A 26,019-nucleotide genomic window follows, 5' to 3' on the forward strand; every position below is an offset into this window, starting at 1 on the left:
CCTACATGGTCGACGGCGTGCAGTACATCGCCGTGCAGGCCGGCTGGGGTGTGGATGCCGAGCGCATGATGGGCGGCATCGACGGCTTGCTGCCGGAAGATCGCCGTCCGCCCAAGATGACGCAGGGCGGCGTGATCTGGGTCTTCGCCCTCGGCAAGGACCAGTCCAAGCAGCAGGCAGCGGCTCAGTAAAGGGAGAGCGAGGGATGCCAAACTCGACAACCTCCGGCCTGCTGATCTTCGGCGCCCTCGCCCTGGCGTCCTTCGGGACGCCGGCCCTGGCGCGGGACCTGCCGAAGACGCCCGACGAACTGATCTCCACCGTCTCCCAGGCGATCGCCGCCCGCGACATGGCGGTGTTCGAGGATCTGGTGAACTGGAAGGATGCGCGGAAGATCCGCAAGCGGGTGGTCAGCTACCAGATCCGTACCACCTTCGGCCGCCCGATCCGCTCGATCGCGCTGGAAGACTTCCCGGCCGACGGACTGAAGGAAACGGAGAGCCGGGGCACCCAGAAAGCCAACATGGCGGTCTCGCACCGGCTGCGCGTCATCTTCGACGAGCCGCCGGGCGAGTCCGGCATTCCGCCGACCGACGTGTTCCTGATCGGCAAGGAGCAGGACGTCTACCGGATCGCGCTGGTCAATCCCGTGCCACGAAAAGACAACGACTGAGAAACATCCGGCTGCTGGCGTGAACCCAACGACCCCGCCCGCGACAAGGTCGTTGCCGGCATCTTCAGATCGACATCGATAAAAAAACCGAAGTAAAGGGAGAGACACCAATGAGCAATATTCTCATGAACTTCGTCAATGGCCAGCGGTTATCGGTGAATTCCGATAACCGGATTCCTGTTTATAATCCGGCCAGGGACACGTTGCTTTCCGAGATTCCGGATACGTCGGCCGATCAGGTGGACCAAGCTGTGCAAGCGGCGAAGGCGGCGCAGGTAAGCTGGGGAAGACTGCCGGCCATTCAGCGCGCGACCGCTTTGCGCAGGATCTCCGCGAAGATCCGGCAGAACGTCGACCGGATCGCCAGGGTCATCGTCGAGGAACAGGGTAAAGTTCTCGGTCTGGCTGAAGTCGAAGTCGCGTTCACGGCGGATTACATCGACTACATGGCGGAATGGGCGCGCCGGATCGAAGGCGAGATCATTCAAAGTGACCGGCCCGGAGAAAGCATTTTCCTGAACCGGCAGCCGATCGGGGTGATCGCGGGGATTTTGCCCTGGAACTTCCCCTTCTTCCTGATCGCCCGCAAGCTGGCTCCGGCATTGGTGGCCGGCAATACGATCGTGATCAAACCCAGCGAAGAAACCCCCAACAACGCGGCGCTCTTCATCGAGTTGCTCGACGGTCTGGATATCCCCGACGGCGTGATCAACTTCGTCTTCGGCAGCGGCCGCACCACGGGCGATGCGCTCACGAGTCATCCCGACGTCGGCATGATCAGCTTTACCGGAAGCGTCGAAACCGGCTCCCGGATCATGGCATCGGCCGCGAAGAACATCACCAAGGTCAACCTTGAGCTTGGCGGCAAGGCCCCGGCCATCGTGCTGGCCGATGCCGATATCGCCCGCGCCGCGAAGGCAATCACCGCTTCGAGAATCCTGAACACCGGGCAGGTCTGCAACGCCGCGGAACGGGTCTACGTCGAGCGAAGCATCAGCGACCAGTTCGTCACGGCTCTCGTCGATGCCATGAAGGCCACCCGGTACGGCGATCCGCTGGGCGACAAGCCCGTGGACATGGGACCGCTCATCAACAGGGCCGGTCTCGACAAGGTGAACAGCCTGGTCAAATCCGCCGTGGACCAGGGCGCCGAGGTTCTGACGGGCGGCAGGATTGCCGATCTCGGTACCGGAAACCACTTCGAGCCGACAGTCCTGATGAACTGCCGTCAGGACATGGACATCATGCGCAAGGAAGTCTTCGGACCCGTCCTGCCGATCAATGTCGTGGAGAACCTTGATGAAGCGATCGAACGGGCAAATGACTCAGACTACGGACTGACATCGTCCATCTACACCCAGAACGTCTCGTCAGTGTTCCGGGCCTGCAACGAATTGAGATTCGGCGAGACCTACGTCAACCGCGAAAACTTCGAAGCCATGCAGGGATTCCACGCCGGCAACCGCAGATCAGGGATCGGCGGAGCGGACGGAAAGCACGGCCTCTATGAGTACACGACGACGCACGTCTCCTACGTGCAAATCTGACGATAGGTATAAGTATACAAGCGGCCCTGAAGCCTGATCGGTTCGGAACAAAGAAGTCGGGCTCTAAAGGCCCGACTTCTTTGCCGGAAGTCGTCAGTCACTTCCAAATGGCGCCGGTCTCATAGGTGCAGACGAACGTTAGGCAAACCATCGCTCCGGTCCGAGGCTTTGCTCAAGTTCCCTTGCCCTGCTCCATCAGATTTGTTTCGACGAGGACGGTATCGACGTCGAACTGGGCGGCATGCCAAGTGTCGCGCGGAAAGTGGAACACGCTGCCGGGTCCAAAACGACGTGAGCCCTGCTCCGTCTCCAGCATGCCGGCCCCTGAGACTACCTGCACGAACTGCTCATGCGCGTGACTATGGCGGTCAGCCTTGATCCCTGCCGGCACCTTGACCATCACGAGGGATACATCGGCACCGGACAGCACACGCTTCGCCACGCCCGAGGCGGAAACCTGCTCGGGGACATCGTCCCAGGAGATGCAGTGATCGGTCATCTGGGCCTCATGCCTGTGTGTCTGGCGACGCGGAGACGACACGAAGGTTGACCTCGATGTTGCCGCGTGTGGCGCGCGAATAGGGGCAGATCTCCTCGTGGGCGATCCTGGCCAACTCTTCGATCTCCGTTCGATCGCGGTCTGGAACGGAAATCTCAAGGTCCACCTTGAGCCTGAAATAGCCGTCCTCTTCCCGGCCGATGCCCACATGGGCCGTCACGGCCGATTTGCTGAGCGGCGTCTTTCTCTCCCTGGCTACCCGCATCAGGGCATTCTCGAAACAGGCGGCATAGCCGGCTGCAAACAATTGCTCAGGGTTTGTAGCATTGCCTCCGGGTCCTCCCAGCTCCTTGGGATAAGCGAGCTGAAGGTCAAGCACTCCATCCGATGAAAGAACTCGGCCACTGCGTCCACCAGTAGCAGTCGAAGTTGCGGTGTAAAGAACTTGCATAACCATCCCCCATCACAGATCTCAGACTCCCAGAATTTAGCCATAAACCATTTTATCTGAGTAGGGGGTTCACGCTGTGGAACAGCGAGGCAACGTTGATCCCAGCACGTTTCGGCAGAATTTGCCTGTCGATTTTGGTTTCATCCCAATTCTCGGTTTATACATCCAATATATCGCCTGAATACGACAGTGGGTTGAGTACTCTAGCGACTTCTCGCTCATTGGTCGCGCAGTCAGGTGGACCGTGCCGAGTTCTATCGGGAATAAAGATATCGGAGCGGTTGAGCCTCGACAGCAAGCGGCGGCAGAGTATCCGCTTATTTCGGCCATCTCAGTGGTTCGACCTGCTCGAACCTTCGGCAACATTCCATCTGCCAAGCCACAAGCATCCTATCATGGTCTAATCGAGCATCTCGCCATGATGGCGTGACCCATGCAAATCGGTCTCCGATAAGCCCGGCGCGGTTCAGTCGAATACCGTTCCGACATGACCGAGAAAGACCTTGCCTGAACTGAATCGCGGCGCACCCGCGCTGATCACCCACCCGCAGCCTCCCTCCTTTCGACGAAGGCGATACTCGTAGCGGTATTCCACGCCTCGTTTATTGGCATCGTCAAAAACGGCGATGGAACCGTCCCGGTCCTCGTCATGCACGCAGTCCAACCATCCGTGACCGAGCGCTTCGTCTGGTTCCTGCCCCGTCAGGTCGGTCCATCGCCGGTTGAGATAAGAAGCGGCGCCGTCGGCCTCCGTGACCCATATGACCATTGGCGCACGATCCGACATGTTGCGGAACCGCTGTTCACTTTCGCGTAGAGCGTCCTCCGCGCGATCGCGGCGACTGCGCCATGTCGACGACAGCAAGATCGGCAGGATGATCACGAGACCAACCGGCAGCAACGCCCACGCCGTCATTCTGCCTTCCCTTTCTTTTCTGGATCGATTTGATAGGCCCGCAAGTACGATTTCATCCAAGATCCGCTAAGCTTCCATTATCTGGAAGCCGACTTCGAAGATCTGGATAGCACGTTGACTCGAATTTCCACATGAAAGCGCCCGGAACCAAGCCGTCAATTTGACGATGCCGTCCGACCAGATGCAGGATCGAGCTAACGATTTCTTGTTATCGTCGCAGCTTTCTCCGTCGCCGTACTAAGCTCCCTGAGAACCTGAATCACGGAAATATAGGCGTATTTGTTAGAGTTTGTTTGTAGACGTCAGGCGCTGATTTGCTGGGTCGCAGGGCGCACCAGGAGGAGGGACAGGATGGAGATGAAGGCGATCTCGATGAAAGCGACGAGGTGAGCCTCTGTCCGCTCAAAGATGGTGTTCAATCGACAATAGCGACTGATTCACGTCAGCGATCGCTCGACGACTCTTTGAATTCCCTTTGGATTGAAAGTTCCGTCATGGCCCCAGCACCCTCTCGCGTGTCCGCCCTCACTCTCCTCAAAGTAGCATCTTGATCAGCATCGGCTGGCACGACCCATCTGCGAACAGATTCTCAGCCGAGCAAATGCGATCAGCAAAACTCGAGGAATTTAGCAATGGGTGGATTCATGGCAATGGCGCGAAATCCACGTCGAATTTACCGTAGGAGCAATACGGGGGAAAAATGAGACTCGGACGCCCGACCAAACCTAAGATCTGAGTCGCAACGGAGCCGCAAAAGTCGCAACGACCCAAGCTAAGTGCTTGATAAGATGGCGTCCCCAAGGGGATTCGAACCCCTGTTACCGCCGTGAGAGGGCGGTGTCCTAGGCCTCTAGACGATGGGGACATCGCTGGGCGAGAGGCCGGCTATATACCTACTGGGCCGGCCTCCCGCAAGGGCTATTTTCAGCGCGTGGCGGCACTCAGCTCGCGCGCGTCGGCGATCATGCGGTCGATGTCGCCGGCTTCGGTGTTCCAGGCCGTCACCAGCCGGATCACCGTGCCGTCCCAGCGGTAGAAGGCGTAGCCGCGCTGCTCCAGGCCGGCGATGACCGGCTCGGGCAGGTCGATGAAGATCTCGTTGGCTTCCACCGGGTCGCGCAGCCGTGCGCCCGGTATCGCCGTCAAGCCCGCCGCCAGCCGGTCGGCCATGGCGTTGGCGTAGCGGGCGAGACGCAGCCACAGGTCGTCCGTCAGGTACGCGTCGAGCTGGGCCGACAGGAAGCGCATCTTGCTGAACAGGTGTCCGGCACGCTTGCGGCGGAAGGCGAAGCTGTCCGCCAGCTCGGGGCGGAAGAAGACGACCGCTTCAGCCGCCAGGGCGCCGTTTTTGGTGGCGCCGAACGACAGCACGTCCACCCCGGCCTTCCACGTCAGCTCGGCCGGCGAGCAGCCGAGCCGGACCAGGGCGTTGGCGAAGCGGGCGCCGTCCATGTGGACCGGAAGGTCGTAGCCGCGGGCGACCTCGGCCAGCGCCGCTACTTCATCGGGTGTGTAGACGGTGCCGGACTCTGTCGCTTGCGTCAGGGTCAATGCTGCCGGCTGGACGCTGTGGACGACGCCGACGCCCGCTTTCTCCAGCGTCGCCCGAAGCAGGCCGGGCGTCAGTTTGCCGCCGGCGCCGGGCAGTCCCACCAGCTTGGCGCCGCCGGTGAACATCTCCGGAGCACCGCATTCGTCGGTGTTGACGTGGGCCATTTCGTGGCAGTAGATCGCGCCATAGGGCGGCGCCAGTGTCGCGAGAGCGAGCGCGTTGGCGGCGGAACCGGTGGCTACCGGGAAGACGACGGCGTCCCGCTCGAACAATGCGGAGATCTTTTCCGTCACCCGCGCCGTCAGCGGATCGGCGCCGTAGGACGGCGTAGGGCCGCTGGAGGATGCGGCGATCAGGGCTTCCAGGATTTCCGGCGCTGCGCCGGATACGTTGTCGCTGGTGAAATTCACGGGGATGAGGTCCGGTGTTGCTGATAAGGTGTGACGGCCGTCATTGTTGGGCGGAGGCCGGCTGTTGCATGATGCGCTCGGAATTCGGGGCGGTAGCCGGTCCGGTGGTGACGCTGGCGGTCACGGCGCCGGTACGGGGGTCCAGGATATAGAGACGATCCCCCTGCCCTTCCGGCAGCCTGACCGTGAAGAGGACGCGGCTGCCGGCAAGCACGACGCTCTCGATGCGAGCACCGGCGCCAAGGTCCAGGGCGGTTTCGGCGATACGGCCGGGAACCGGCGGCTGCGGTGCTCCGGCCTCGGCCTGACGTTCGGGATCGGTGGCGCGTTTGTAGATTTCATAACCGAGGAAACCGAAACCCCCGATTATGAAGATGGCCATTATGGTAAGGAAAGCTTTGATTGCCCGCACGGTCGAGGTCCAGTCTGTTGAGTATTACGGATAGCGAAGACGAAATCGATGCCGGTGATCCCGATGTGGAAGGACCCGAGGACGGCGGACCCGACGCCGACGGGGAACCGCTGAGCTTGACCGTGGCCGAGGGCGATCGGGGCGAACGTCTGGATAAGCTGCTGGCCGGCGGGCTCGACGGCCTGTCTCGCTCCCGTATTCGCGCGCTGATCGATCAGGGCCGGGTCTCATCCCTGGGTGCGACGATAACCGACGCATCCATGCGGGTCAAACCCGGCCAGACGTTCCATATCGCGGTTCCCGAGCCGGAAGCCGCCGTGCCAGTGCCGCAGGACATCCCGCTCGCCATCGCGTACGAGGACGACGACCTGCTGGTGATCGACAAGGCGGCCGGTATGGTCGTCCATCCCGCCGCCGGCAACGCCGACGGCACCCTGGTCAACGCCCTCCTCTGGCATTGCGGCGACAGGCTTTCCGGGATCGGCGGCGTCCGCCGGCCAGGCATCGTCCACCGGCTGGACAAGGATACCAGCGGGCTGATGGTGGTCGCCAAGAACGACTTGGCGCATCAGGCCCTGGCGGCGCAGTTCGCCGACCGGTCGCTCAGCCGGACCTACCAAGCCGTCGTGTTCGGCGTTCCTTCGCCGGCAAAGGGCGAGATCGAGGGCAATATCGGGCGAAGTTCGTCGGACCGCAAGAAGATGGCGGTGGTATCCGGTGGAAAGACCGCACTTACCCGCTACCGAGTGTTGCGAACCTTCGGAACGGCGGCATCGGTGGTAGAATGTGTGCTGGCTACTGGGCGTACGCACCAGATTCGAGTGCATATGACTCATGTCGGACATCCCGTGGTCGGAGATCCGGTCTATGGTAGCCGCAGAAGTGGTGGACAGGCAGGTCGAGGAAATGTGGGCGGCAATGCGGGCGGCCCGATGGGCGGCTCGGTTGGCAACGCCAAACGGTGCGTTGTCACGGAACACGTCCGGGGTGCTCTTGTTGGTTTCCCACGTCAGGCCCTGCATGCCGTCGCTCTCCGGTTCAACCATCCGAGAGACGCTCGGCAAATGAAGTTCGAATCGGAATTGCCGTTGGACATCCATGCTTTAATCGAAAGCTTGGAATCGATTTAAAACTATGACTGAGCCTGGGGCTGGGGTATTATGGCTGTCATGGCCAGATCCTTTTTCCAGGTTGGTTTCCGCGGCGGTCGGGACCGGACAACTCAGGGGATTGCACACCGTCCGAAGAAGAGAGGGGCAAGTATAGCATGTCGAACACTCCCAGCGTTCCAGTCATCAGTTCGGAAGGCAACCTGTCCCGCTACCTTCAGGAAATCCGCAAGTTTCCGATGCTGGAGCCTCAGCAGGAATTCATGCTCGCCAAGTCATGGCGCGAGCATGGCGATACCGAAGCGGCGCATAAGCTGGTCACCAGCCATCTGCGCCTGGTCGCCAAGATCGCCATGGGCTACAGGGGCTACGGCTTGCCATTGTCGGAACTGATTTCCGAAGGCAATGTCGGGATGATGCAGGCGGTCAAGCGGTTCGATCCCGACCGGGGTTTCCGCTTGGCGACATACGCGATGTGGTGGATCAGGGCGGCCATCCAGGAATACATCCTGCATAGCTGGTCGCTGGTGAAGATGGGAACGACGGCGGCGCAGAAGAAGCTGTTCTTCAACCTGCGCAAGCTGAAGGGCCAGATGCAGGCGATCGACGAGGGCGATCTGTCGCCAGAGCACGTGACCCAGATCGCGACCAAGCTGGACGTGCCGGAACAGGACGTTGTCAGCATGAACCGCCGTCTGGCCAGCCCGGACCACTCGCTCAACGCGCCGCTGCGCGCCGACAGCGAGGGGGAATGGCAGGACTGGCTGGTCGACGAGCAGGATACGCAGGAAATCTCCCTGGCGGAGCGCGAAGAGCTCGGCAAGCGCCGTGCCCTGCTCAAGAGCGCCATGACCAACCTGAACGAGCGTGAGCGCCATATCCTGACCGAGCGCCGCCTGAAGGACGAGCCGACGACGCTGGAAGACCTGTCGCAGCATTACGGCATCAGCCGGGAACGGGTGCGCCAGATCGAAGTCCGGGCGTTCGAGAAGCTGCAGAAGAACATCAAGAACGCGGCGATCGAGCAGCGGCTGGCCCAGTGATCGGCAGGAGTAATCCGCAGGAGTGATCCGTGGAACGGGGTGCTACGCGTCTTTGACGTCCTCCACGATGCCGTTGACCTCCGTGCCCCAAAGGTCGATGAGTTCGCGCTGCTCCTCGATCCTCTGGGCGATCTTGGATTCCGCGCGCAGGATGATCCAGCCTGCCACCGCCGGGGGAATGCCATAGTACAGTGTCCAGCCCAGCCCGGCGGCGCCGTACATGACCAGCCACGCGAAAGGGTCCGTCAGTATCCTGGACAATGCCGCCATGGTATGGCCGGCCTGCCATAGACTGACCGCGAAGGCGAACACCCCGGCGAAGTTCAGCCCGCCCACGGTCATCGGCGCCGTCTTGTCCGGATCGCGGTCCACGACATAGGCGACCACCGTCGGTATCATGCCGACGGCCAACAGGACCGTGGTCGGCAGAAAGATCAGGCCGACCGGCATAAGGATCAGCAGCACTGTCACCATGCCGCTGGACGAGCTTTTCCGCTTCCTGCCCGGCATTCGCGACCGGCTCATCGCAGCACCAGCCTGTAGAGCACGATCCCGGCGAAGGCCAGCGTCGCAACGATACTCGACACGACGGCCGCGATCTGCCGGCCCGACGTTTCGGCAATTTCCTCGCGGTCCGAAATCTCGATCTTCAGCTTGTCGACTTCACGCTTGGCGAGCTGGAACTGCCGCCGGGCCTTGGTGAACTCGATCTCGTCCTTGCGGATGGCGGCCGGATCGTCGATCAGCTTCAGCAGAACAGCCAAGTTGCCTTCCTGAGCCATCCTCATGGCTTCGTTCTGGAGTTTCTCGCGGTGGCTCCGGCTGTGGAAACGCTCGATCGCCGGCCCTATCAGTTCGACCATCCAGGCACACAGGCCGGGCAGGCTGACCGGGCCGAAACGTTTCTGGACATCGGCCAGCACGTTCAACAGCGCGGAAATCCGGCGCAGATCCTCGCCGCCAGGCGTCGTCAGAACGATGAGACGCTCGTCGAGCTTGCGGTAGCGGGCGATCAGGAAGGCGGCAATGTGCCTGTCCATCGGCTCGCGCGGCCGTCCCGGCTGTTCCGCCACCTCTTCCAGCGCCGACAGCAGCTCGTTGCCGCTGGTCACCATATGGTTGCGTACCATGGCGCTGTAGCACGGCATCATCGGGTTCAGCTCATAAAGCACCCGCTCGATCCCGTAGCCCGATCCCAGCCGTTCCAGCTGGGTCCGCAACCCGTCGAAAGCCTGGACCAGCGGCACATGCTCCGCCTTGAACTCGGGCTGCATGTTGACCCAGAAGCTCGGCAGCTGGGCGGAAATCGCTTCTCCCAGCGCCTGATACCCTTCGTTCCGAACGAAGGCGTCGGCCAGGGCCGCGCCGAAGCCGTCCGCCATGACCGCCTTCTGCTTGTACCGGATCGGTCCCGAAGGATCGAGCGCCAGACAGACGCGGGCGACCAGACGGTCCTCAAAATTGGCGCCCTTCCCGGAAGCGCCCGCCGTATCGACGGCGGTCGCCACCGCTTCCGCCCTCGCCTCGTCGCCCAGGCTGCGCCGCAGCCAGCGGTCCAGGTCGCCGCTCTCGATCAGCGGGACCGCGGCTGCGGTATTGCGGGCGAAGGCCCGCGCCAGTTGCCGAGCATGCCAGTACTGCGCGCCGGCCAGTTCGAAGGGACGGGACGCCCGGCGCGGCACCTGGGGCTGCCGGGGACTCAGCCGCCGACCGCTCAGCCACAGATCCAGGTCGTTCAGCGTCCAGCGCTGCTTGGGATCGTCGGCCAGCATGCCGCGCAGCGGCTCCATCAGCGCCAGCGAGATGCGCGAGGTGCCGACCAGCGCCGGATAGGTGCCCCGCTCGATCTTCGCCTGAAGCATCGCTTCGTCGTCGAGGTGCCGGACGGGATTGCGCCCCATGAACAGCAGCAGGATCGTGATCCCCAGCGCGTACAGGTCGTCGGCGGTCGTGCCGACGCCACGGCCCGACGGCTGGGCCATCGCCCGCTCGGTCGTCAGAAGCAGCGGCGACTGGCCGAAGGACGTGACGGCGGACACGCACTCGCCCAGCATGATGCCGCTGGTGCCCTGATCGCGCAGGAAGATGTTGGTCGGGCGGATATCGCCATGCACGATCCCGCGGCTCGACAACTCCCGCAGGGCGGACGCCAGCGGCTGGATCACCGCGCGGGTGATCTGCTCCTCCGTCATTTGTTCGCGGGTGTCGCCCAGGCTGTTCATGAACCGGCGGCCGCCGGGGTTCTCCAGGATGAAGACGATCCGCTTCATGCCGTCGACCGGCCAGTCGACCATGCCCCACTCGATCATGCGCATCAGCGCCACATGCTCGATCCCGCGGATGCCCGACAGCAGGTCCATCCGGGGCGGTACGCCCAAGGTGCCGACGCGGGCGAAGACTTCCACCTTGCGGTCGCGCAGAGCCTTCACGGCAAACGCCGCTCCGCCCGGACCATCCAGCGACGGCAACGGGGTTCCCGGCAGGATCTCGTAGCGGCCCGCCAGATTAACCGGCTCGTAACTGCGGCCGGAAGCTGCTGTGGCTTGAGCGGCTGTCGCCATGGGTACGGCGCTGTCCCCGCGTTATGAACCGACGCCGCCACCCTGCCATCCAGACGGATAAGGAACCGTTAAGCCGTCGCCTTGCAACCACCTCCGGGCGCGCCGCCCGGACGGCTCCCGAACTGTGCAAAGACGCAACAAAAGTCCGTTAATGATGTTTAATGTCACCGTTTTGTCGAAGCGCTTTATCGATGCGGGGAGGCTACCGTGCGGCCTTGCATCCGGCGATGCCGATCTGACAGGTTAGGCGATCCTGAACTCCGCATCGAAGCGGCATCGAAGCAGTAGTCCGGCGTTGCGACATGTGCGCGCCCAATATACCGGAGGCACCAGAATCATGGTAAAGCGCACAGACCACAAGTTTTCCACCGCCGGCACCAGCCGCCGCCAGTTCCTGGCGGGCACGTCGGCGATGGCTCTCGCCCTGGCGTTTGCCGGCACGGCATCCTTGTCTTCCGCCTTGCTGTCTTCCGCCTTCGCCCAGGCGCCGGCCCCCAAGCGCGGCGGCTCGCTGAAGGTGGCGGTACCGGCGGCCACCACGATCGATCCGGTCAAGCTGAACAGTTCCGGCGGCATCGCCATCGTCCAGCAGGCCGCCGAGTACCTCGTCTACGCCGAGCCCGACCTGACGCTTCGCCCCGTGCTTGCGACCTCGTGGGAGCCGTCCGAAGGGGGCAAGGTCTGGACCTTCAAGCTCCGCCAGGGGGTCAAGTTCCACGACGGCAGGCCGATGACGGCCGCCGACGTCGTCGCCAGCTTCCAGCGGCTGGTCGATCCGGCCAACGCGTCGCCCGCCGCCGGCGCCATGCCGTTCCTGAAGAAGGACGGCATCGCCAAGGTCGACGACCACACCGTCCGCTTCACGCTGGACCGCCCGATCGGCACGTTCCCGTATTTCACGCAGACCTACAACTGCGTCGTCCTGCCCGCGGACTATGCCGGGAACTTCGCAGAAAAGCCGGTCGGCACCGGTCCGTTCAAGCTGGTCTCCTACCGCCCTCAGGAAGGCGCCACGTTCGAGCGCAACCCCGACTATTGGGACCAGCCGAAGCCCTATCTGGACCGGCTGGAGATCCAGACCTTCGAATCGCCCCAGCCGATGGTGCTGGCGCTCCAGTCCGGCGACATCCAGGTCGTCCAGCAGCTCAGCTACATCGATGCCCAGGGAATCAGGAACGCTCCCGGTATTTCGCTGATCCAGGCCGACGCCGCCGACCACCGCCAGCTCTGCATGCGGACGGACATGAAGCCGTTCGACGACAAGCGGGTCCGGCAGGCCGTGGCGCTATGCTTCGACCGGCCGACCATGGTGCGCGGACTGCTGGGCGGTCTGGCCGATGTGGCGAACGACCATCCGATCGCCCCGATCTACCCCGAGAAGATCGAGATCGTCCAGCGCCAGGGCAATATGCAGAAAGCCCGCGAGCTTCTGGCGGCGGCCGGCTATCCCCAGGGCTTCACGATCGACCTCTATACCCACCAGTATCTGGAACTGCCGCAGTTCGCGGCGCTGGCCCAGCAGATGCTTGCCCCCGCCGGGATCAAGGTCAACCTGAAGGTGGAACCGACCAACCTCTACTATAACCACTGGACGGAAGTCGGCTTCGGCCTGACCGACTGGACCAGCCGCCCGGTGGCGGCCCAGATCCTGGCCCAGAGCTTCCGCAGCACGGCGGAGTGGAACGCCGCCCACTGGAAGAACCCCGAGTTCGACGAGATGCTCGCCAAATTCGAAGCCGAACCCGATGTCGCGGCCCGCACCAAGATCGGCAACGACATGGCGGCCCTGCTCAACGAAGAAGTCCCCGCGGTCATCGCCTATTTCAACAAGAACCTGCGCGCTTCCCGAGCCACGGTGAAGAACCTGACCGGCAGCATGTCCAACTATCTCGACCTCACCCAGGTCTGGGTCGAAGCCTGAGATGCTGCGTTTCGTCGGCCGCCGGGTGCTTCTGCTCGCCTTCACGCTTGCGGTAGCCTCGGTGCTGATCTTCGCGATCACCAACGTCCTGCCGGGGGACGTGGCGCGGATCATCCTCGGCCCCTTCGCCCCGCAGGATGCCGTGACGCGCCTGAACGCCGAACTGGGTGCCGACAGGCCGGTGGTGGTCCGTTACGCGGAATGGCTGGCCGGCGTGGCCCAGGGCGACTGGGGACGATCCTATGCCTTCAGCACCGCCGTCTTCCCGCTGGTGCTGGAGCGGCTGGGCCGCTCGCTGCTGCTGGCCGGCAGCGGTCTGGCCGTGCTCGTCCCGCTCGCCATCGCGTCCGGCGTGGCCGCTGCCCGGCGCGAGGGCGGGCTGTTCGACCGCGTCCTGTCCACCGTCAGCCTCGCCGTCGGCGCCCTGCCGGAATTCGTCACCGGCGTCTTCCTGATCCTCGTCTTCGGCATCTGGCTCGCCGTGCTGCCGATCCAGGCGCTGCCGCCCGACGGGGCCGGTCCGCTGACGGTGGCGGCCCACCTCGTCCTGCCCGTCGGCTGCCTCGTGCTCCTGCTGTTCGCCTATCTGTTCCGGATGACGCGGGCGAGCATGATCGAGGCGCTGGCGGCCGATTATACCCGCACCGCGACGCTGAAGGGGCTGCCGCCCCGGACCGTCGTCTGGCGGCACGTGCTGCGCAATGCCCTGCTGCCGACCGTGACGGTGATCGGGGCGCAGATCGGCTGGCTGGTCGGCGGACTGGTCGTCGTGGAAACCCTGTTCAAGTACCCCGGCATCGGCAGCCTTATCCACTTCGCCGCAACCAACAAGGACATCCCCCTGCTGGTCGGCTGCTCGCTCGCCATCACCTTCGTCTTCGCGCTCGGCAACCTTGCCGCCGACGTGCTCTACGCCGTCCTCAATCCACGGGTACGCCATGGCCGAAACGCTCATTGACGGCCGGCGCGGCCCGCGCAGGCGCCGCTTCGCGCCGGCGCGCGGGACGATCCCGCTCGCCATCGGTCTGGCCATGGTGCTGGTCTGGGTCGCGACCGCCATAGGCGCCCCATGGTTGGCCCCCTATCCGCCGGCGGAGATCGACTTCCTCGCGATCTCCCAGCCGCCCTCGGCCCTGCACTGGTTCGGCACAGACCAGCTTGGCCGGGACATGGCGAGCCGCGTGATGCATGGCGGGACCTATGTCCTGACGATAGCGCCGGCCGCGACGCTGCTCGGGCTGGTCCTGGGGGCGGCGATCGGGCTGGTCACCGCCTGGTTCGGGTCCTGGGTGGACGAGGTCGTGATGCGTGTGCTCGACGCCGTCATGGCCTTTCCCATCGTCATCCTGGCGATGCTGGCCCTGACCTTCCTGGGGGCGGGAACCGGCAACGTGATCCTCGTCATCGGCCTCGTCTTCGCGCCGCTGATCGCCCGCACGGTCCGGGCCGCAGCATTGGTGGAGGCTCGCAAGGAATACATCCAGGCCGCCCAGCTGCGCGGCGAAGGGTCCCTTTACATCATGGCGGTCGAACTGCTGCCCAACGTCCGCGGGCCGCTGATCGTCGAGGGCACGGTCCGGCTCGGCTACGCCGTCTTCACCTCGGCGACGCTGGGCTTCCTGGGCCTCGGCGTCCAGCCCCCGACCCCCGACTGGGGGCTGATGGTCAGCGAGAACCAAGCGCTGCTGACGACAGCCCCCTGGACCGTCCTGTTTCCCGCACTCGGCATCGCCTGGGTGGTCGTCGCCATCGGGCTGGCCGCCGACGGGCTTAAGGAATATCTGGAGCCGTGACAGCCCCCCTGCTCGAACTCGACAACGTCACCATCAGCTACCAGCGCCGGCGGGATCTGGTCGACGCCGTCCGCAACGTCTCGCTGGTCGTCCAGCCGGGCGAGGCCTACGGCCTCGTCGGAGAGTCCGGCTGCGGCAAGTCCACGCTCGCCATGGCCGTCCTGCGCTACCTGCCCCGCAATGGGTTGCTGACATCCGGGCACGTGCTGTTCGAGGGTCGCGACCTCTTCACCATGACGGCGCCGGAACTGCGGCGCATCCGGGGCGACCGCATCGCGATGGTCTACCAGAACCCCGGAAGCGCCCTTAACCCGACCATCCGCGTCGGCGCACAGGTGGCGGAGGTCTACCGGCACCATCGCGGCTTAGCCCACCGGGCAGCGACGGAGGCGGCGCTGGACATGCTGCGCAAGGTCCGCATATCGGAGCCCGACCGCGTCGCGGCGCTCTATCCGTACCAGCTGTCGGGGGGCATGCAGCAGCGGGTCGTGATCGCGATGGCGCTGGCCTCCGACCCGGCGCTGCTGGTCCTGGACGAGCCGACGACAGCGCTTGACGCCACCGTCCAGGCCGACATCCTCGACCTGTTCCAGGATCTGCGCGGCGAGCTGAAGGCCTCCATCCTGTTCATCAGCCACAACCTCGCGGTGGTCCAGCAGGTCTGCGACCGGATCGGCGTGATGTATGCCGGCGAGTTGATCGAGCAGGGAACGATCCGCGAAGTCTTCCAGCGCCCGCGCCATCCCTATACCGCGGCCCTGTTCGACTGCATCCCCGACTTCGGCGTCCGGAAGAAGGACCGCCGGCTCGCCGGCATCGCCGGTGGCGTGCCTGACCTCGCCGACCTGGGTACCGGATGCCTATACGAACCGCGCTGCCTGATCTCCCGCACCGTGTGCCGGGTCGATCACCCGGAGCTGATGCGGGCGGGTACGCGCCATCTCAGCCGCTGCTTCTTCCATATGGAAACCCCGCTGCCCGGCAGCGCCGCACCGCTTGCCGGCGTCGCCCAGTCGCCCGAGAACGGCAGAAGCGACCGGCTACCGCTGCTCAGCCTCAACAAGGTCGGCCGGCGCTTCGGCAAGGCGCATATCCTCGACGAGATCGACCTCGAGATCGCACCCGGCGAAACCTTCGGCCTCGTCGGCGAGTCCGGCAGCGGCAAGTCGACTCTCGCCAAGGTGATCGCCGGTCTCGTCCCGCCCAGCACCGGCACGGTGGCGCTGAACAACGAGCGTGTCGCCGGAACGGCGTCCCGCCGGACCCGGCGCCAGCGGCGCGATGTCCAGATGGTGTTCCAGACGCCCGATGCGACCCTCAACCCGAAGAAGCGGCTCGCCTCGATCCTCGGCCGCGCCGTCAGGGTGCTGGCCGGCCTGACCGGACGCCGCAAGCGCGACCGCTCCTCGGCCCTGCTCGCCGACGTGCAATTGCCGCCGAAGATGATGACCGCCACGCCCGACCGGCTGTCGGGCGGCCAGCGACAGCGCGTCGCCATCGCCCGCGCCTTCGCCGGAGACCCGAAGCTGGTGATCCTGGACGAGCCGACTTCCGCCCTGGACGTCTCGGTCCAGGCCTCGATCCTCAACCTGCTGCTCGACCTTCAGCGGGAAAGCGAGGTGGCTTACCTGTTCATCTCCCACGATCTGGCGGTGGTGCGGTATCTGTCCGACCGAATCGGCGTAATGTATTTGGGCGAAATCGTCGAGATCGGACCGGCAGAGCGCGTTTTCCGCCCTCCCTTCCATCCCTATACCCAGTCCTTGATCGCGGCCGTTCCCCGTCTGGGCACCGAAAAACCCGCACGTCCCGTCAGTCTGGACGTTGCGCCATCCGGCCCTGCCGATCGTCCTAGCGGCTGCCCATTCCATACCCGGTGCCCTCGGGCGTATGATCCGTGCCGGACCGAGGCTCCGCCTTGGCGCGACGCGGGAGAGGGATACATGATCCGCTGCTGGATAGCACTCGATGCGCTGGAGGCGTCGCAGACCGCGGCACTCCGCACGCGCCGCAAACCCGATCCCGTCCGCGTCGGCCCGCGCCCATGACGATGGCGCCGGCTTCAGGGTTCCGCCGGCGAGCATCGCTGCCGATGTACGATTTCCCGGAGCTTCGCCCGGCTCATACGGCACTCTGGAGCGCCATCGCGGAGAACCTGGCCCGGGCCGGCCTGGACGGCGTTCCCGATATCCTGACTTTCGACGGCGAGCCGGCCGACCTCTGGCAGGCTCCCGACCTGCTGCTGAGCCAGACCTGTGGCCTGCCGCTGGTGACGTCGCTCGGCAACACGGTCAAGGTCGTGGCGACCCCGCGCTACAGCGCGCCCGGATGCAGCGGCAGCCGTCATCGGGGCTTCATCGTGGTGTCGGCCGCCAGCACCGTCCAGCGCCTGGTCGAACTCCGCAACAGCCGGTGCATGATCAACGGCTGGGATAGCAACACCGGCATGAACATGCTGCGCGCCGCCGTCGCCCCGCTGTCGCGCGACGGGCGCTTCTTCGGCTCCGTCACCGTCAGCGGCAGCCATCTCGCCAGCCTCCAGGCCGTAGCATCCGGTACGGCAGACATAGCCGCCATCGACTGCATCACTTACGCGCATCTCAGCCGCCACCGCCCCGAACTGGCCGGCAGCACCCGCGTGCTGGCCGTCACGGCGGCGACCCCATGCCTGCCGCTTGTCACCGCCGCCTCGACCGACGACGACACGCTGGCGGCCTTGCGCACCGCACTTCAGGCGGTCGCCACGGCGCCGGAACTGGCGGAAGCTCGTGCCGATTTGCTGCTGGAAGGGTTCGAGACGCTGCCCGACCGCGCTTACCGAGTGATTTCAGGACTTGCCAATCAAGCAGTCGCTGCGGGGTATCCGGCGCTGGCATGAGTGCCGGCGAGGGAATCCCAGGGGGAGCCGCGAAAGCCGGATTCCGGCCGAAGAAGTTGACTTAGTGTGGTTCCTGTTAGGTGGATCACAGACATCAGGTCGTGAAAAAGCTTGTATCGAGCCAAGCACGGAGATTTCAGGCTTACGCATCCGAAAGCCTAGGCGACATACCGAAGTTTTTGATGCTTTAATAAACTAACATCGAACAATGAGTGCACACAGAACTTAAGGTTGATTACAAAACAAGGAACATTCCAAATATTCACCATCGAGAAAGTTATAGTTATAGAGTCATGCAAGACTATCGAAGAGTGACATACTTGATCCGATCATTATCAATTTTTGGCTATTTGCCTCGACTAATTTTCCAAGGAACATTCGAGTGCGTTGGGGAATCAAATAGAGATGCAGCTTGGTGAGAAGGCCATCGATATGTACGAGATATCCATGATTATAACCGCATTGTTCTTGCTTCCGTTCATTTACGTCGGCTGGAAGCTGCTTACAAACAACCGGAAATTTCATAGGATCGAGCAGGCAATCGAGAAGGGCCAACCTGTCCGCCTACGTCTTCGAAATAACTACCGCGATACGGGTTCTAGACTTATGCGGCTGCAAAAAATCGCGGAGTCGAGAGGACATCTCATGACTTTCGTAGCTTCGAAATATGACAAGGACTACGAGGGGCTGGCAACGATTTTCGATGTCTCGGTTCAGCCCGGAGGCATGACGACCGGGATGCGCCAAGAGGAGCAAGAGGAAGCCTGCACTGAAGACGGCAGCAAGAGAGCCAGGACGACGCAGCTCGATATGTCCGCATCAGAATAGAGCTTATATCGTCGACCCTCAGCGAGCCTGGATGGCCGGCCCGCTTGAAAATGCAGCGAATTAAGTGCTGTGGATTGGTTGGGGCGGGAGGATTCGAACCTCCGCATGGCGGTACCAAAAACCGCTGCCTTACCGCTTGGCGACGCCCCAGCCTTGAGGTGCGCGGAACATAGCCACAAAAATACGGCGCCGCAAGCGCGGGCTTTATCCTTTCGCGTTTTGCGCCGGTTTGCATAAACTACAGGGCTGACCGCTGGGAAAATCCAATTGACGCGGTGCAGAGTGTGATTATATAGCAATTCACAGCGCCGATTTGAGCACCGGCTTGCGGGCGCTTTATAAATGCAGCTAAAGAGCGTGGCAATCCGCCCGGCGATGCTGCTGTTGGCGGATTTTTGTTTAGTCGAGGGTATGTGGCGATGATCGAATTTCACGGCGTCGAAAAGGAGTTTCCCGGACGCGGTGGCGGAGCGGCGGTAAAGGCGCTCGACGGGATCGACCTGAACATCGGACGCGGAGAGATCTTCGGGATCATCGGCCGCAGCGGGGCGGGCAAAAGCACGCTGATCCGTGTCGTGAACATGCTGGAACGGCCCACATCCGGGCGCGTCACCGTCGCTGGCATCGACATGAATGCGCTGGACGCCGCCGGATTGCGCGCCGCCCGGCGCGGCATCGGCATGATCTTCCAGCACTTCAACCTGCTGTCCTCCCGCACCGTCTACGACAACGTGGCGCTGCCACTGGAACTCGCCGGCCTGAAAAGGTCCGAGATCAGGGCCAAGGTCGAACCCCTGCTGGACCTCGTCGGTCTCAGCGACAAGCGCGACCGCTATCCGGCCGAACTCAGCGGCGGGCAGAAGCAGCGCGTCGGCATCGCCCGCGCGCTGTCCAGCGAGCCGAAGGTCCTGCTGTGCGACGAAGCGACCTCCGCCCTCGACCCGGAAACGACGACATCGATCCTTCGCCTGCTGGCTGACATCAACGCCAAGCTCGGCCTGACCATCGTCCTGATCACCCACGAGATGGCTGTCATCAAGGAGATCTGCCACCGCGTTGCGGTGATGGAAGCAGGCCGCGTCATCGAGCAAGGCGACGTGTTCGACGTCTTCACGGCGCCCAGGCACCCGACCACGCGCAGCTTCGTGTCGTCCGTCGTCGGCGCCGAACTGCCGGATACCCTGGTCGAGCGGCTGTCGGCTGAGCCGCTGCCCGGCGGCAATCCTGTTCTGCGCATCACCTTCAAGGGCGCGCTCGCCAATACGCCGATCATCAGCCAGTTGACCCGGCGCTTCGGACTGGACCTCAACATCCTGCACGGCAGGATCGACCATATCCAGGGCGCTCCGTTCGGGACGCTGGTGGTCGAGGCCGTCGGCAGCGCCGAGGCCGTCCAAGCCGCCATCACATTCATCAACGTCAATAATCTGTCAGTAGAGGTGCTCGGCCATGTCCCAGCAAATCTTCGAGCTGTTGGTTAACGCAACCATCGAAACGCTCTATATGGTCGGTTTGGCCGGGCTGCTGGGAACGCTGATGGGCCTGCCGCTCGGCGTCCTGCTGGCGACCAGCGGCCGGGGCGAGCTGCTTCAGAACCTGACGTTCAACCGGGTCGCCGGCCTGCTCGTCAACGCCACCCGCTCCACGCCGTTCATCATCTTGGTGGTCGCTATCATCCCGTTCACGCGGCTGATCGCCGGAACGTCGATCGGCACCACGGCGGCCATAGTGCCGCTGACGGTCGCCGCCGTCCCGTTCATCGCCCGTCTGGTGGAGGGCGCCATCCGGGAAGTCGACCACGGCCTGATCGAGGCCGCCCATACGATGGGCGCCACGCCGTTGCAGATCATTACCAAGATCCTGCTGCCGGAAGCGCTGCCCGCCATCGTCCTGGGCCTGACGCTCGCCGCCGTCAGCCTGATCGGCTACTCGGCCATGGTCGGCGCCGTCGGCGGCGGGGGCCTTGGCGACCTTGGCATCCGCTATGGCTACCAGCGCTTCCTGCCTGAAGTCATGGCCGCCGTCGTCCTGGTGCTGATCGTCCTGGTCCAGCTTGTCCAGAGCTTGGGCGAGTGGATCGCCCGCCGGGTCAACAAGCGCTCCATTGTCTCTTGATCCTGCGCCTCCTGATCCCCTTCGCGCACGATACCGATAGCAACACTCTCTTGAGAGGAAGACCAACCATCATGAATATCCTGTCCGCCAAGACCCTTGCAGGCCGCGTCGGCGCCGCCCTGGTCGGCGTCGCCGTGATCGCCCTGGCGGGTGCAGCCTCCGCCGAGACCATCCGGATCGGCGTTTCGGCCGGTCCGCACGCCCAGATCCTCGATGCCGTCAAACCGATTGCCGCCAAGCAGGGTCTCGACATCAAGATCATCGAGTTCACCGACTACGTGATCCCGAACGCAGCATTGGCGTCCGGCGAGATCGAAGCGAACTCCTTCCAGCACCAGCCCTATCTGGACAATCAGGTCCAGGATCGCGGTCTCAAGCTGGTGTCGGTCGGCAAGACCGTTGTCTTCCCGATGGGGATCTACTCGAAGAAGGTGAAGAACCTTTCCGAACTGTCCAACGGCGCCTCGGTCGCCGTTCCGAACGATCCGACCAACGGCGGCCGGGCGCTTCTCCTGCTTCAGGACCAGGGCCTGATCAAGCTGAGCCCCGAGGCCGGGCTGAAGGCGACCCCGATCGACATCACCGAGAACCCCAAGAAGCTCCGCATCGTCGAACTGGACGCGGCACAGCTTCCCCGCTCGCTCGGCGACGTGGATGCGGCGGCGGTCAACACCAACTACGCGATCGAGTCGGGGCTCAACCCGCTGACCGATGCCATCGCCCGCGAAAGCGCCGAATCGCCCTATACCAACGTCATCGCGGTGCGCGAGGTGGACAAGGACAAGCCCTGGGTCAAGCAGCTTGTCGAGTCCTACCACTCGCCCGAGGTCAAGCAGTTCGTTACCGAGAAGTTCAAGGGCGCCGTCGTCACCGGCTGGTAAGCCGGGGCAAATCCACCGATCCGAAGGCCGTGCTCGACCACATCCACGGGACCGGAGGTCCTCTGGACCGGGTCCACAGGGTCAGGTCCGCCGGGTCACGGCCTTCAGGATATAGACCGCGTCCACGGCACCTGCTCCGAGGACCTCTTGTAGGATGTCGAGGATACTGCCCTTCATCTCGGTCAGGGTTTCCGCCGACAGGTTGCTGGTGCCGGGGATCGGCGCCAGCTTCACGCGGGTCAGCAGCAGGTCCCGGATACGCGGAAGCTGCTCTTCGAGCTTGCCGACCGCCGCCGCATCGACGGCCTGAACCTGGAGCGTCAGATCCAGTCGACCGACCACGCGGCTGTCCTCGAGCGTCAGCGGCAGCGTCAGGTTGGGTATCGGGACGTTGAGCGATACGGCGCCTTCCTTCTTCTCCGCTCCACCCTCGGAAGCCCGGGCCGGAGCGAAGGCGAACAGCAGAAGCGCGGATAGGCAGGCAACCCGGAATATCGCGTATCGACGGAACAAGGCGTCACCGGTGGTCTTGAGGAAAGGGCGTACGCGCTATCCATACACGCGATCGACCCTACCTACAACGAACCTGCACTAAATGGGTATTCGATGACCCTGACCGCTCAGGCGGACAGCTTGCCCGGAACGACCCACCAGTCCGGCTGAGCCGCCTTGATCTTCGCCGCCGCCGCGCGAGCGGTCGCCTCGTCGCCGAAAAGGGCGAAGCAGGTCGCGCCGCTGCCCGACAGGCGGGCGAGCAGACAGCCCGGCGCCGATGACAGCGCCTCCAGGACGGTGCCGATTTCCGGGACCAGCGACAGGGCGGGAGCCGTCAGGTCGTTGTGGCGGCTGGCCAGCAAGCCGGCGAAGCCGGCGGCATCCGTCGGCGCCCTATCGCCGGACAGACGCGCGGCAGTCGAGAACGGCCCGCTGCGTGCCTTGAATACAGCCGGTGTCGAAAGCGGAATGCCGGGGTTGACGAGCACCACTGCACACGACGGCAAAGGCGGCGCCGGATCGACGATATCGCCGATCCCGCCGAAATATGCTGACCTGCCGGTCAGGCAGACCGGGATGTCGGCCCCAAGGCGGGCCGCCAGCGGGCCGAGCGAGGGATGGTCGGCGCCAAGCCCCCACAGCCTTGCCAGCGCCCGCAGGGTCGCCGCGGCATCAGCCGAGCCGCCGCCGATGCCGGACGCCACGGGCAGCCGCTTGGTCAGCGTGATCGCGACGGCCGGGTCGGAGCGGCCGACGCTCTCCGCCAGCAGACGGGCTGCACGGGTCACCAGGTTGCCGGAAGCCGGCTCCGCCGCGAGGGAAGAGGCGAAGGGGCCGTCGATGGTCAGCGACAGGCCGTCGGCCGGACGGACGCCTATGGTGTCCGCGACATCGGCGAAGGCGACAAGGCTGTCCAGCTCGTGATACCCGTCGGGACGCCGCCCAAGCACGTGCAGATACAGGTTCAGCTTCGCCGGCGCTTCCTCCGTGATGACGCCGTCAGTGCCTGGATCGCTGGAAACGGTCATCTGGGCGCCGTCTGACTGGCTGCGGTCCGGTTCCGGGGCAGGCCGTTCGCCAGCTTGGCGTCGATCGCCGCCTTCAACTCGCTTTCCTCCGCGTGGAGAAGCGCCCGGCGCCACTGGAAGCGGGCCTCCGCTTCGCGGCCGACCTGCCAATAGGCATCGCCGAGATGGTCGTTGATGGTCGGGTCGAGCGGCTTCAGCTCGACCGCGCGCTCCAGGTTGGCGACGGCGCCGGGAAAGTCCTCCAGCCGGTACAGCGCCCAGCCCAGGCTGTCGATGATGTAGCCGTCGGTCGGCTTCAACTCCACCGCGCGCTGGATCATCGCCTTGCCGCGTTCCAGGTTGATTCCGCGGTCGATCCAGGAATATCCCAGATAATTGAGCAGGAAAGCCTGGTCGGGGCTCAACTCGTTGGCGCGCATCAGGTCGCGCTCGGCGTCTTCCCAACGCTTGAGCTTGTCGTAGGTCATGGCGCGCGCATACAGGATTATCCAGTGGCGCGACTGAAGCGTGCCGATGCGGGTCAGGGCATCGCTGTAGGCGGTTATCGCCTGTTCGTAGCGCTCGGCGCTCCGGTGGACGTCACCCAGTTCGACCAGGGCATCGGAGCGGTCGGGGCGCTCGGCCGCCATCGCGACGAGCAGGCTCACCGCATCCTCTCCGCGCTTCATCCGCTCCAGCACGGCGGCGCTGCGCAGGCGGGCGGTCCAGCGCAGGGCCTCGTCGCCCTTCACGTCGCCGTACTGCGCCAGCGCGTCGTCATGCAGGCCGCGCTGTTCCAGGATGTCGCCCAGCATCATGCGGGCCAGCGACAGATCGCCGCGCAGATGAAGCGCGATACGCCCGTACATCAGCGCCATGTCGCCCGCTCCCTCCTGGTTGAGGGCACTGGCGATGTCGAACAAGGCCTCGGCCATGCCGTCGCGCGGGCTGGCGACGATCGGCGCCGGCTTCTCGCCACGGCTCAGCCGGTCCATTTCGGGCTGGAGCAGAAGCGTGTCCGGATTGGTGTCACGGAAGCTCTCGTAGAAGGCCTTGGCCTCCTCCGTCTTGCCGGAGCGCTCGAAGAAGCCGCCGACCGCCTGGACGATACGCAGGGGCGCTCCGGCCCCGAGCGACTTGAGATACCAGCTTTCGGCGGCCACCGGGTCACCGGAATACTCGGCTATCAGGCCGGCGTGGAAGTGATGGAGGATGGAGAAGCCCTGGGCCTTCTCCAGGGGTGCGAGAGCAGCCTGGGCGCCTGCGGCGTCTCCCTTGGCGACGGCGATCCAGGCGCGCATCATCGGTTCGACCAAGCGGCCCAAACCGTCTTCTGAACCGGATTCCAGCCGCGCGCCGGCTTCCTCGAAACGGCCGGCGTTGACGTCGTCGGCCGCCAGCAGCAGCCGCGCCAGATGGTTGCCCGGCTCCACCGCCGATACCTGACGGGCGATATCCACCGCCTCGGCCATCTTGCCGTCACCCAGGCGGAGCAGATAGATCCGGCGCAGCAGGCCGGTATTCTGCGGATCGCTGGCGAAAGCGCGTCCCATGAACTCCGCCGCCGCCGGCCAGTCGTCGGTCTGCTGGGCGTGGCGGCCGGCAAGATAGCTGCCGGTCGCGGTGATCTGTTCATCCAGCGTGACCGCGGGCATCGGGCGGTCGGAAGTGAGGGCAACTGCCACTCCGACGGTTCCCATGGCGCCGCCGATAAGCCCGACCACGAAACTGCGCTTCAGAACGATGACGAGGTTTTTCATGACGTACCCATCCTGCCCCGGCTGAGCCGGTCAGCCGTTCTTGCGGAAGCGCAGCCTAGCGGTCAACTCCTTAAACCATCAATAACCACGTTGCCCCCGGCCCGCACCGTTTCCGCCTGGACCGCGACGCGAGGCGCCGGCTCGAAGGCATGGCGAAATTCCGCCAGCGTCGCCCCGCCGAAGAGCGCGCTGCCGCGTTCGAAAAGCGCCTCCAGATCGTCGTACAGCCGCTCCACCGATCCGGCATCGGGAAAGGTCGGACTGCCGGCAGGCATGAATTCCGACGAGTGCAGCATGAACTCGACATGGCATGCACCGGCGGCAGCCGCCTCCTCCACCTGCGCCACCATCGCGGCGCCGTTGAAGCCGTTGGGCCGGAGCCACTGGTTGCGGAGCATCCGGCTCAGAACGTTGCGCGGCACTCCGCAGCGCGACAAAAGGGCCTGGGCGACCGAACGAAACGCCGGATTGCAGCGCTTCGAAACCGTCATCGGCACTTCCAGCAGAGAGGAGTTGCCCGGACGACCGATATCATCCGGATCGATGAAATAAGGCTCGGTCGGGAAGTTGCGGTAGTCGCTGCCGCCGGATGCTACCGGATTGCCCAAGGTGCCTCGCCAATCGACATACGGCGTGACCGAACAGTCCGTCAGATAGCCGTACTCGATCAGAGTACGGGCGTACTGTTCGTTCATCGCCCAGCGGCCGGCACGGTGGCTGGTGATCGGACTGGCGAAGACGTCCTGCAACAGCTTGGTCATGAAATCGACCTTGGCGCGGAGCGCCTCGACCGGATACTCGATCAGGAATGGCTTGTATCTGATGTCGTCGGCTGTCAGCGCCGTGATGGGAGGAGAGTTCCAGGCATGAAGATGCATGCCGATCTCGCCCTGGCCGCGTGCCAGGACATCCCGGCCGAACTCGACGAACGCAGGTGAAACCGCCATCTCATAGTTGACGAGATATGTCGGCTTCAGGTCGAAGCGCTCACAAAGCTCCTGGAAACGGGGGAGGTACAGTGCATTTCGCGTCGTTATCTCACGTGGCCCGTTCCAAATGTCGTCTCCTTCGGTATCAATGGTGACGATGAATTTACCCAACGACTTTCCCCTGGGAGAAAAAACGACATTCCGAGAACCGTCGCCCCACGTGACCATCCTCATCTGAA

At 64.1% G+C, this 26,019-nt stretch carries 25 protein-coding genes, 2 tRNA genes and 1 riboswitch; of the genes, 14 read left to right on the forward strand and 13 right to left on the reverse strand.

The features are described from left to right. From N826_RS44155 to aldA, 3 genes are all read left to right on the forward strand, one after another. Positions 1-191: hypothetical protein (locus tag N826_RS44155; protein ID WP_044427546.1), on the forward strand; the 191-nt coding region annotated here is incomplete at its 5' end. A gap of 14 nt (positions 192-205) precedes the next feature. Further along, entirely contained in the window at positions 206-673 is a 468-nt protein-coding gene (locus N826_RS08080) for a hypothetical protein (protein WP_044427548.1), read from the forward strand. A gap of 110 nt (positions 674-783) precedes the next feature. Further along, on the forward strand, positions 784-2,220 hold the full coding sequence (aldA, locus tag N826_RS08085) for an aldehyde dehydrogenase (RefSeq protein ID WP_044427550.1): 1,437 nt from the start codon (positions 784-786) through the stop codon (positions 2,218-2,220). A gap of 172 nt (positions 2,221-2,392) precedes the next feature. Here aldA and N826_RS08090 read toward each other — a convergent pair whose 3' ends face one another. From N826_RS08090 to N826_RS08115, 6 genes are all read right to left on the reverse strand, one after another. Beyond that, a complete protein-coding gene (locus N826_RS08090) occupies positions 2,393-2,719 on the reverse strand; it encodes a cupin domain-containing protein (RefSeq protein WP_044427552.1) in 327 nt (108 codons plus the stop codon). Positions 2,720-2,726: 7 nt separating this feature from the next. Further along, positions 2,727-3,176, reverse strand: coding sequence for an organic hydroperoxide resistance protein (locus N826_RS08095; protein WP_425600599.1), 450 nt, complete (start codon positions 3,174-3,176; stop codon positions 2,727-2,729). A 460-nt stretch (positions 3,177-3,636) separates the two neighbouring features. Next, entirely contained in the window at positions 3,637-4,086 is a 450-nt protein-coding gene (locus N826_RS08100; RefSeq protein ID WP_044427554.1) for a PAS domain-containing protein, read from the reverse strand. A gap of 789 nt (positions 4,087-4,875) precedes the next feature. Then, positions 4,876-4,951, reverse strand: a tRNA-Glu gene (locus N826_RS08105). A gap of 59 nt (positions 4,952-5,010) precedes the next feature. Next, the gene (locus N826_RS08110) at positions 5,011-6,048 is read right to left on the reverse strand and encodes a threonine aldolase family protein (RefSeq protein WP_044427555.1); all 1,038 of its coding nucleotides are present in this window, start codon (positions 6,046-6,048) and stop codon (positions 5,011-5,013) included. 40 nt (positions 6,049-6,088) lie between these two features. Then, positions 6,089-6,430, reverse strand: a complete 342-nt coding sequence (locus N826_RS08115; RefSeq protein WP_052830922.1) for a hypothetical protein — start codon at positions 6,428-6,430, stop codon at positions 6,089-6,091. Positions 6,431-6,477: 47 nt separating this feature from the next. Between N826_RS08115 and N826_RS08120 the strand changes: the two genes are divergently transcribed. Beyond that, on the forward strand, positions 6,478-7,590 hold the full coding sequence (locus N826_RS08120; RefSeq protein WP_373866634.1) for an RluA family pseudouridine synthase: 1,113 nt from the start codon (positions 6,478-6,480) through the stop codon (positions 7,588-7,590). Positions 7,591-7,727: 137 nt separating this feature from the next. Continuing rightward, on the forward strand, positions 7,728-8,612 hold the full coding sequence (rpoH, locus tag N826_RS08125) for an RNA polymerase sigma factor RpoH (protein ID WP_044427559.1): 885 nt from the start codon (positions 7,728-7,730) through the stop codon (positions 8,610-8,612). A gap of 42 nt (positions 8,613-8,654) precedes the next feature. Here rpoH and N826_RS08130 read toward each other — a convergent pair whose 3' ends face one another. Continuing rightward, a complete protein-coding gene (locus N826_RS08130) occupies positions 8,655-9,122 on the reverse strand; it encodes a hypothetical protein (RefSeq protein WP_052830923.1) in 468 nt (155 codons plus the stop codon). 11 nt (positions 9,123-9,133) lie between these two features. Next, on the reverse strand, positions 9,134-11,173 hold the full coding sequence (locus tag N826_RS08135; RefSeq protein ID WP_044427562.1) for a protein kinase domain-containing protein: 2,040 nt from the start codon (positions 11,171-11,173) through the stop codon (positions 9,134-9,136). Positions 11,174-11,510: 337 nt separating this feature from the next. Here N826_RS08135 and N826_RS08140 point away from each other — a divergent pair, with 337 nt between their 5' ends. The 6 genes from N826_RS08140 (at position 11,511) to N826_RS08165 (ending at position 18,593) form a co-directional block, all read left to right on the forward strand. Further along, positions 11,511-13,094 (forward strand): ABC transporter substrate-binding protein, encoded by a 1,584-nt coding sequence (locus tag N826_RS08140; protein ID WP_044427563.1) that lies wholly within the window; start codon positions 11,511-11,513, stop codon positions 13,092-13,094. 1 nt (position 13,095) lies between these two features. After that, the gene (locus tag N826_RS08145; protein ID WP_044427565.1) at positions 13,096-14,052 is read left to right on the forward strand and encodes an ABC transporter permease; all 957 of its coding nucleotides are present in this window, start codon (positions 13,096-13,098) and stop codon (positions 14,050-14,052) included. Continuing rightward, the gene (locus N826_RS08150; RefSeq protein ID WP_084720590.1) at positions 14,033-14,887 is read left to right on the forward strand and encodes an ABC transporter permease; all 855 of its coding nucleotides are present in this window, start codon (positions 14,033-14,035) and stop codon (positions 14,885-14,887) included. Before N826_RS08145 ends, N826_RS08150 begins: the two co-directional genes overlap by 20 nt. Next, the gene (locus tag N826_RS08155) at positions 14,884-16,935 is read left to right on the forward strand and encodes a dipeptide ABC transporter ATP-binding protein (RefSeq protein ID WP_063772224.1); all 2,052 of its coding nucleotides are present in this window, start codon (positions 14,884-14,886) and stop codon (positions 16,933-16,935) included. Before N826_RS08150 ends, N826_RS08155 begins: the two co-directional genes overlap by 4 nt. Further along, a complete protein-coding gene (locus N826_RS08160) occupies positions 16,932-17,765 on the forward strand; it encodes a phosphate/phosphite/phosphonate ABC transporter substrate-binding protein (RefSeq protein ID WP_052830924.1) in 834 nt (277 codons plus the stop codon). Before N826_RS08155 ends, N826_RS08160 begins: the two co-directional genes overlap by 4 nt. Before the next feature lie 405 nt (positions 17,766-18,170). Continuing rightward, positions 18,171-18,593, forward strand: coding sequence for a hypothetical protein (locus N826_RS08165; protein ID WP_044427567.1), 423 nt, complete (start codon positions 18,171-18,173; stop codon positions 18,591-18,593). A 75-nt stretch (positions 18,594-18,668) separates the two neighbouring features. Here the strand turns inward: N826_RS08165 and N826_RS08170 are convergent. Next, a tRNA-Gln gene (locus N826_RS08170) sits at positions 18,669-18,743 on the reverse strand. A 145-nt stretch (positions 18,744-18,888) separates the two neighbouring features. Further along, positions 18,889-18,964: riboswitch (SAM riboswitch) on the forward strand. Positions 18,965-19,012: 48 nt separating this feature from the next. Between N826_RS08170 and N826_RS08175 the strand changes: the two genes are divergently transcribed. From N826_RS08175 to N826_RS08185, 3 genes are all read left to right on the forward strand, one after another. Further along, positions 19,013-20,074 (forward strand): methionine ABC transporter ATP-binding protein, encoded by a 1,062-nt coding sequence (locus N826_RS08175; protein ID WP_044427569.1) that lies wholly within the window; start codon positions 19,013-19,015, stop codon positions 20,072-20,074. Then, positions 20,043-20,708, forward strand: coding sequence for a methionine ABC transporter permease (locus N826_RS08180; protein ID WP_044427570.1), 666 nt, complete (start codon positions 20,043-20,045; stop codon positions 20,706-20,708). Before N826_RS08175 ends, N826_RS08180 begins: the two co-directional genes overlap by 32 nt. A 71-nt stretch (positions 20,709-20,779) precedes the next feature. Next, a complete protein-coding gene (locus N826_RS08185) occupies positions 20,780-21,589 on the forward strand; it encodes a MetQ/NlpA family ABC transporter substrate-binding protein (protein WP_044427572.1) in 810 nt (269 codons plus the stop codon). A gap of 81 nt (positions 21,590-21,670) precedes the next feature. Here N826_RS08185 and N826_RS08190 read toward each other — a convergent pair whose 3' ends face one another. The 4 genes from N826_RS08190 to N826_RS08205 all read right to left on the reverse strand — a co-directional run bounded on the left by N826_RS08190 (position 21,671) and on the right by N826_RS08205 (position 25,951). Continuing rightward, positions 21,671-22,102 (reverse strand): flagellar basal body-associated FliL family protein, encoded by a 432-nt coding sequence (locus tag N826_RS08190; RefSeq protein ID WP_044427574.1) that lies wholly within the window; start codon positions 22,100-22,102, stop codon positions 21,671-21,673. A gap of 107 nt (positions 22,103-22,209) precedes the next feature. Beyond that, a complete protein-coding gene (locus N826_RS08195; RefSeq protein ID WP_044427575.1) occupies positions 22,210-23,112 on the reverse strand; it encodes a 4-(cytidine 5'-diphospho)-2-C-methyl-D-erythritol kinase in 903 nt (300 codons plus the stop codon). Continuing rightward, positions 23,109-24,851, reverse strand: coding sequence for a tetratricopeptide repeat protein (locus N826_RS08200; RefSeq protein WP_052830925.1), 1,743 nt, complete (start codon positions 24,849-24,851; stop codon positions 23,109-23,111). Before N826_RS08200 ends, N826_RS08195 begins: the two co-directional genes overlap by 4 nt. Before the next feature lie 62 nt (positions 24,852-24,913). Further along, positions 24,914-25,951 (reverse strand): polysaccharide deacetylase family protein, encoded by a 1,038-nt coding sequence (locus N826_RS08205; protein ID WP_063772225.1) that lies wholly within the window; start codon positions 25,949-25,951, stop codon positions 24,914-24,916. Positions 25,952-26,019: the final 68 nt, after the last annotated feature.

This window comes from Skermanella aerolata KACC 11604 (genome assembly GCF_000936425.1).
Taxonomy (GTDB): domain Bacteria; phylum Pseudomonadota; class Alphaproteobacteria; order Azospirillales; family Azospirillaceae; genus Skermanella; species Skermanella aerolata.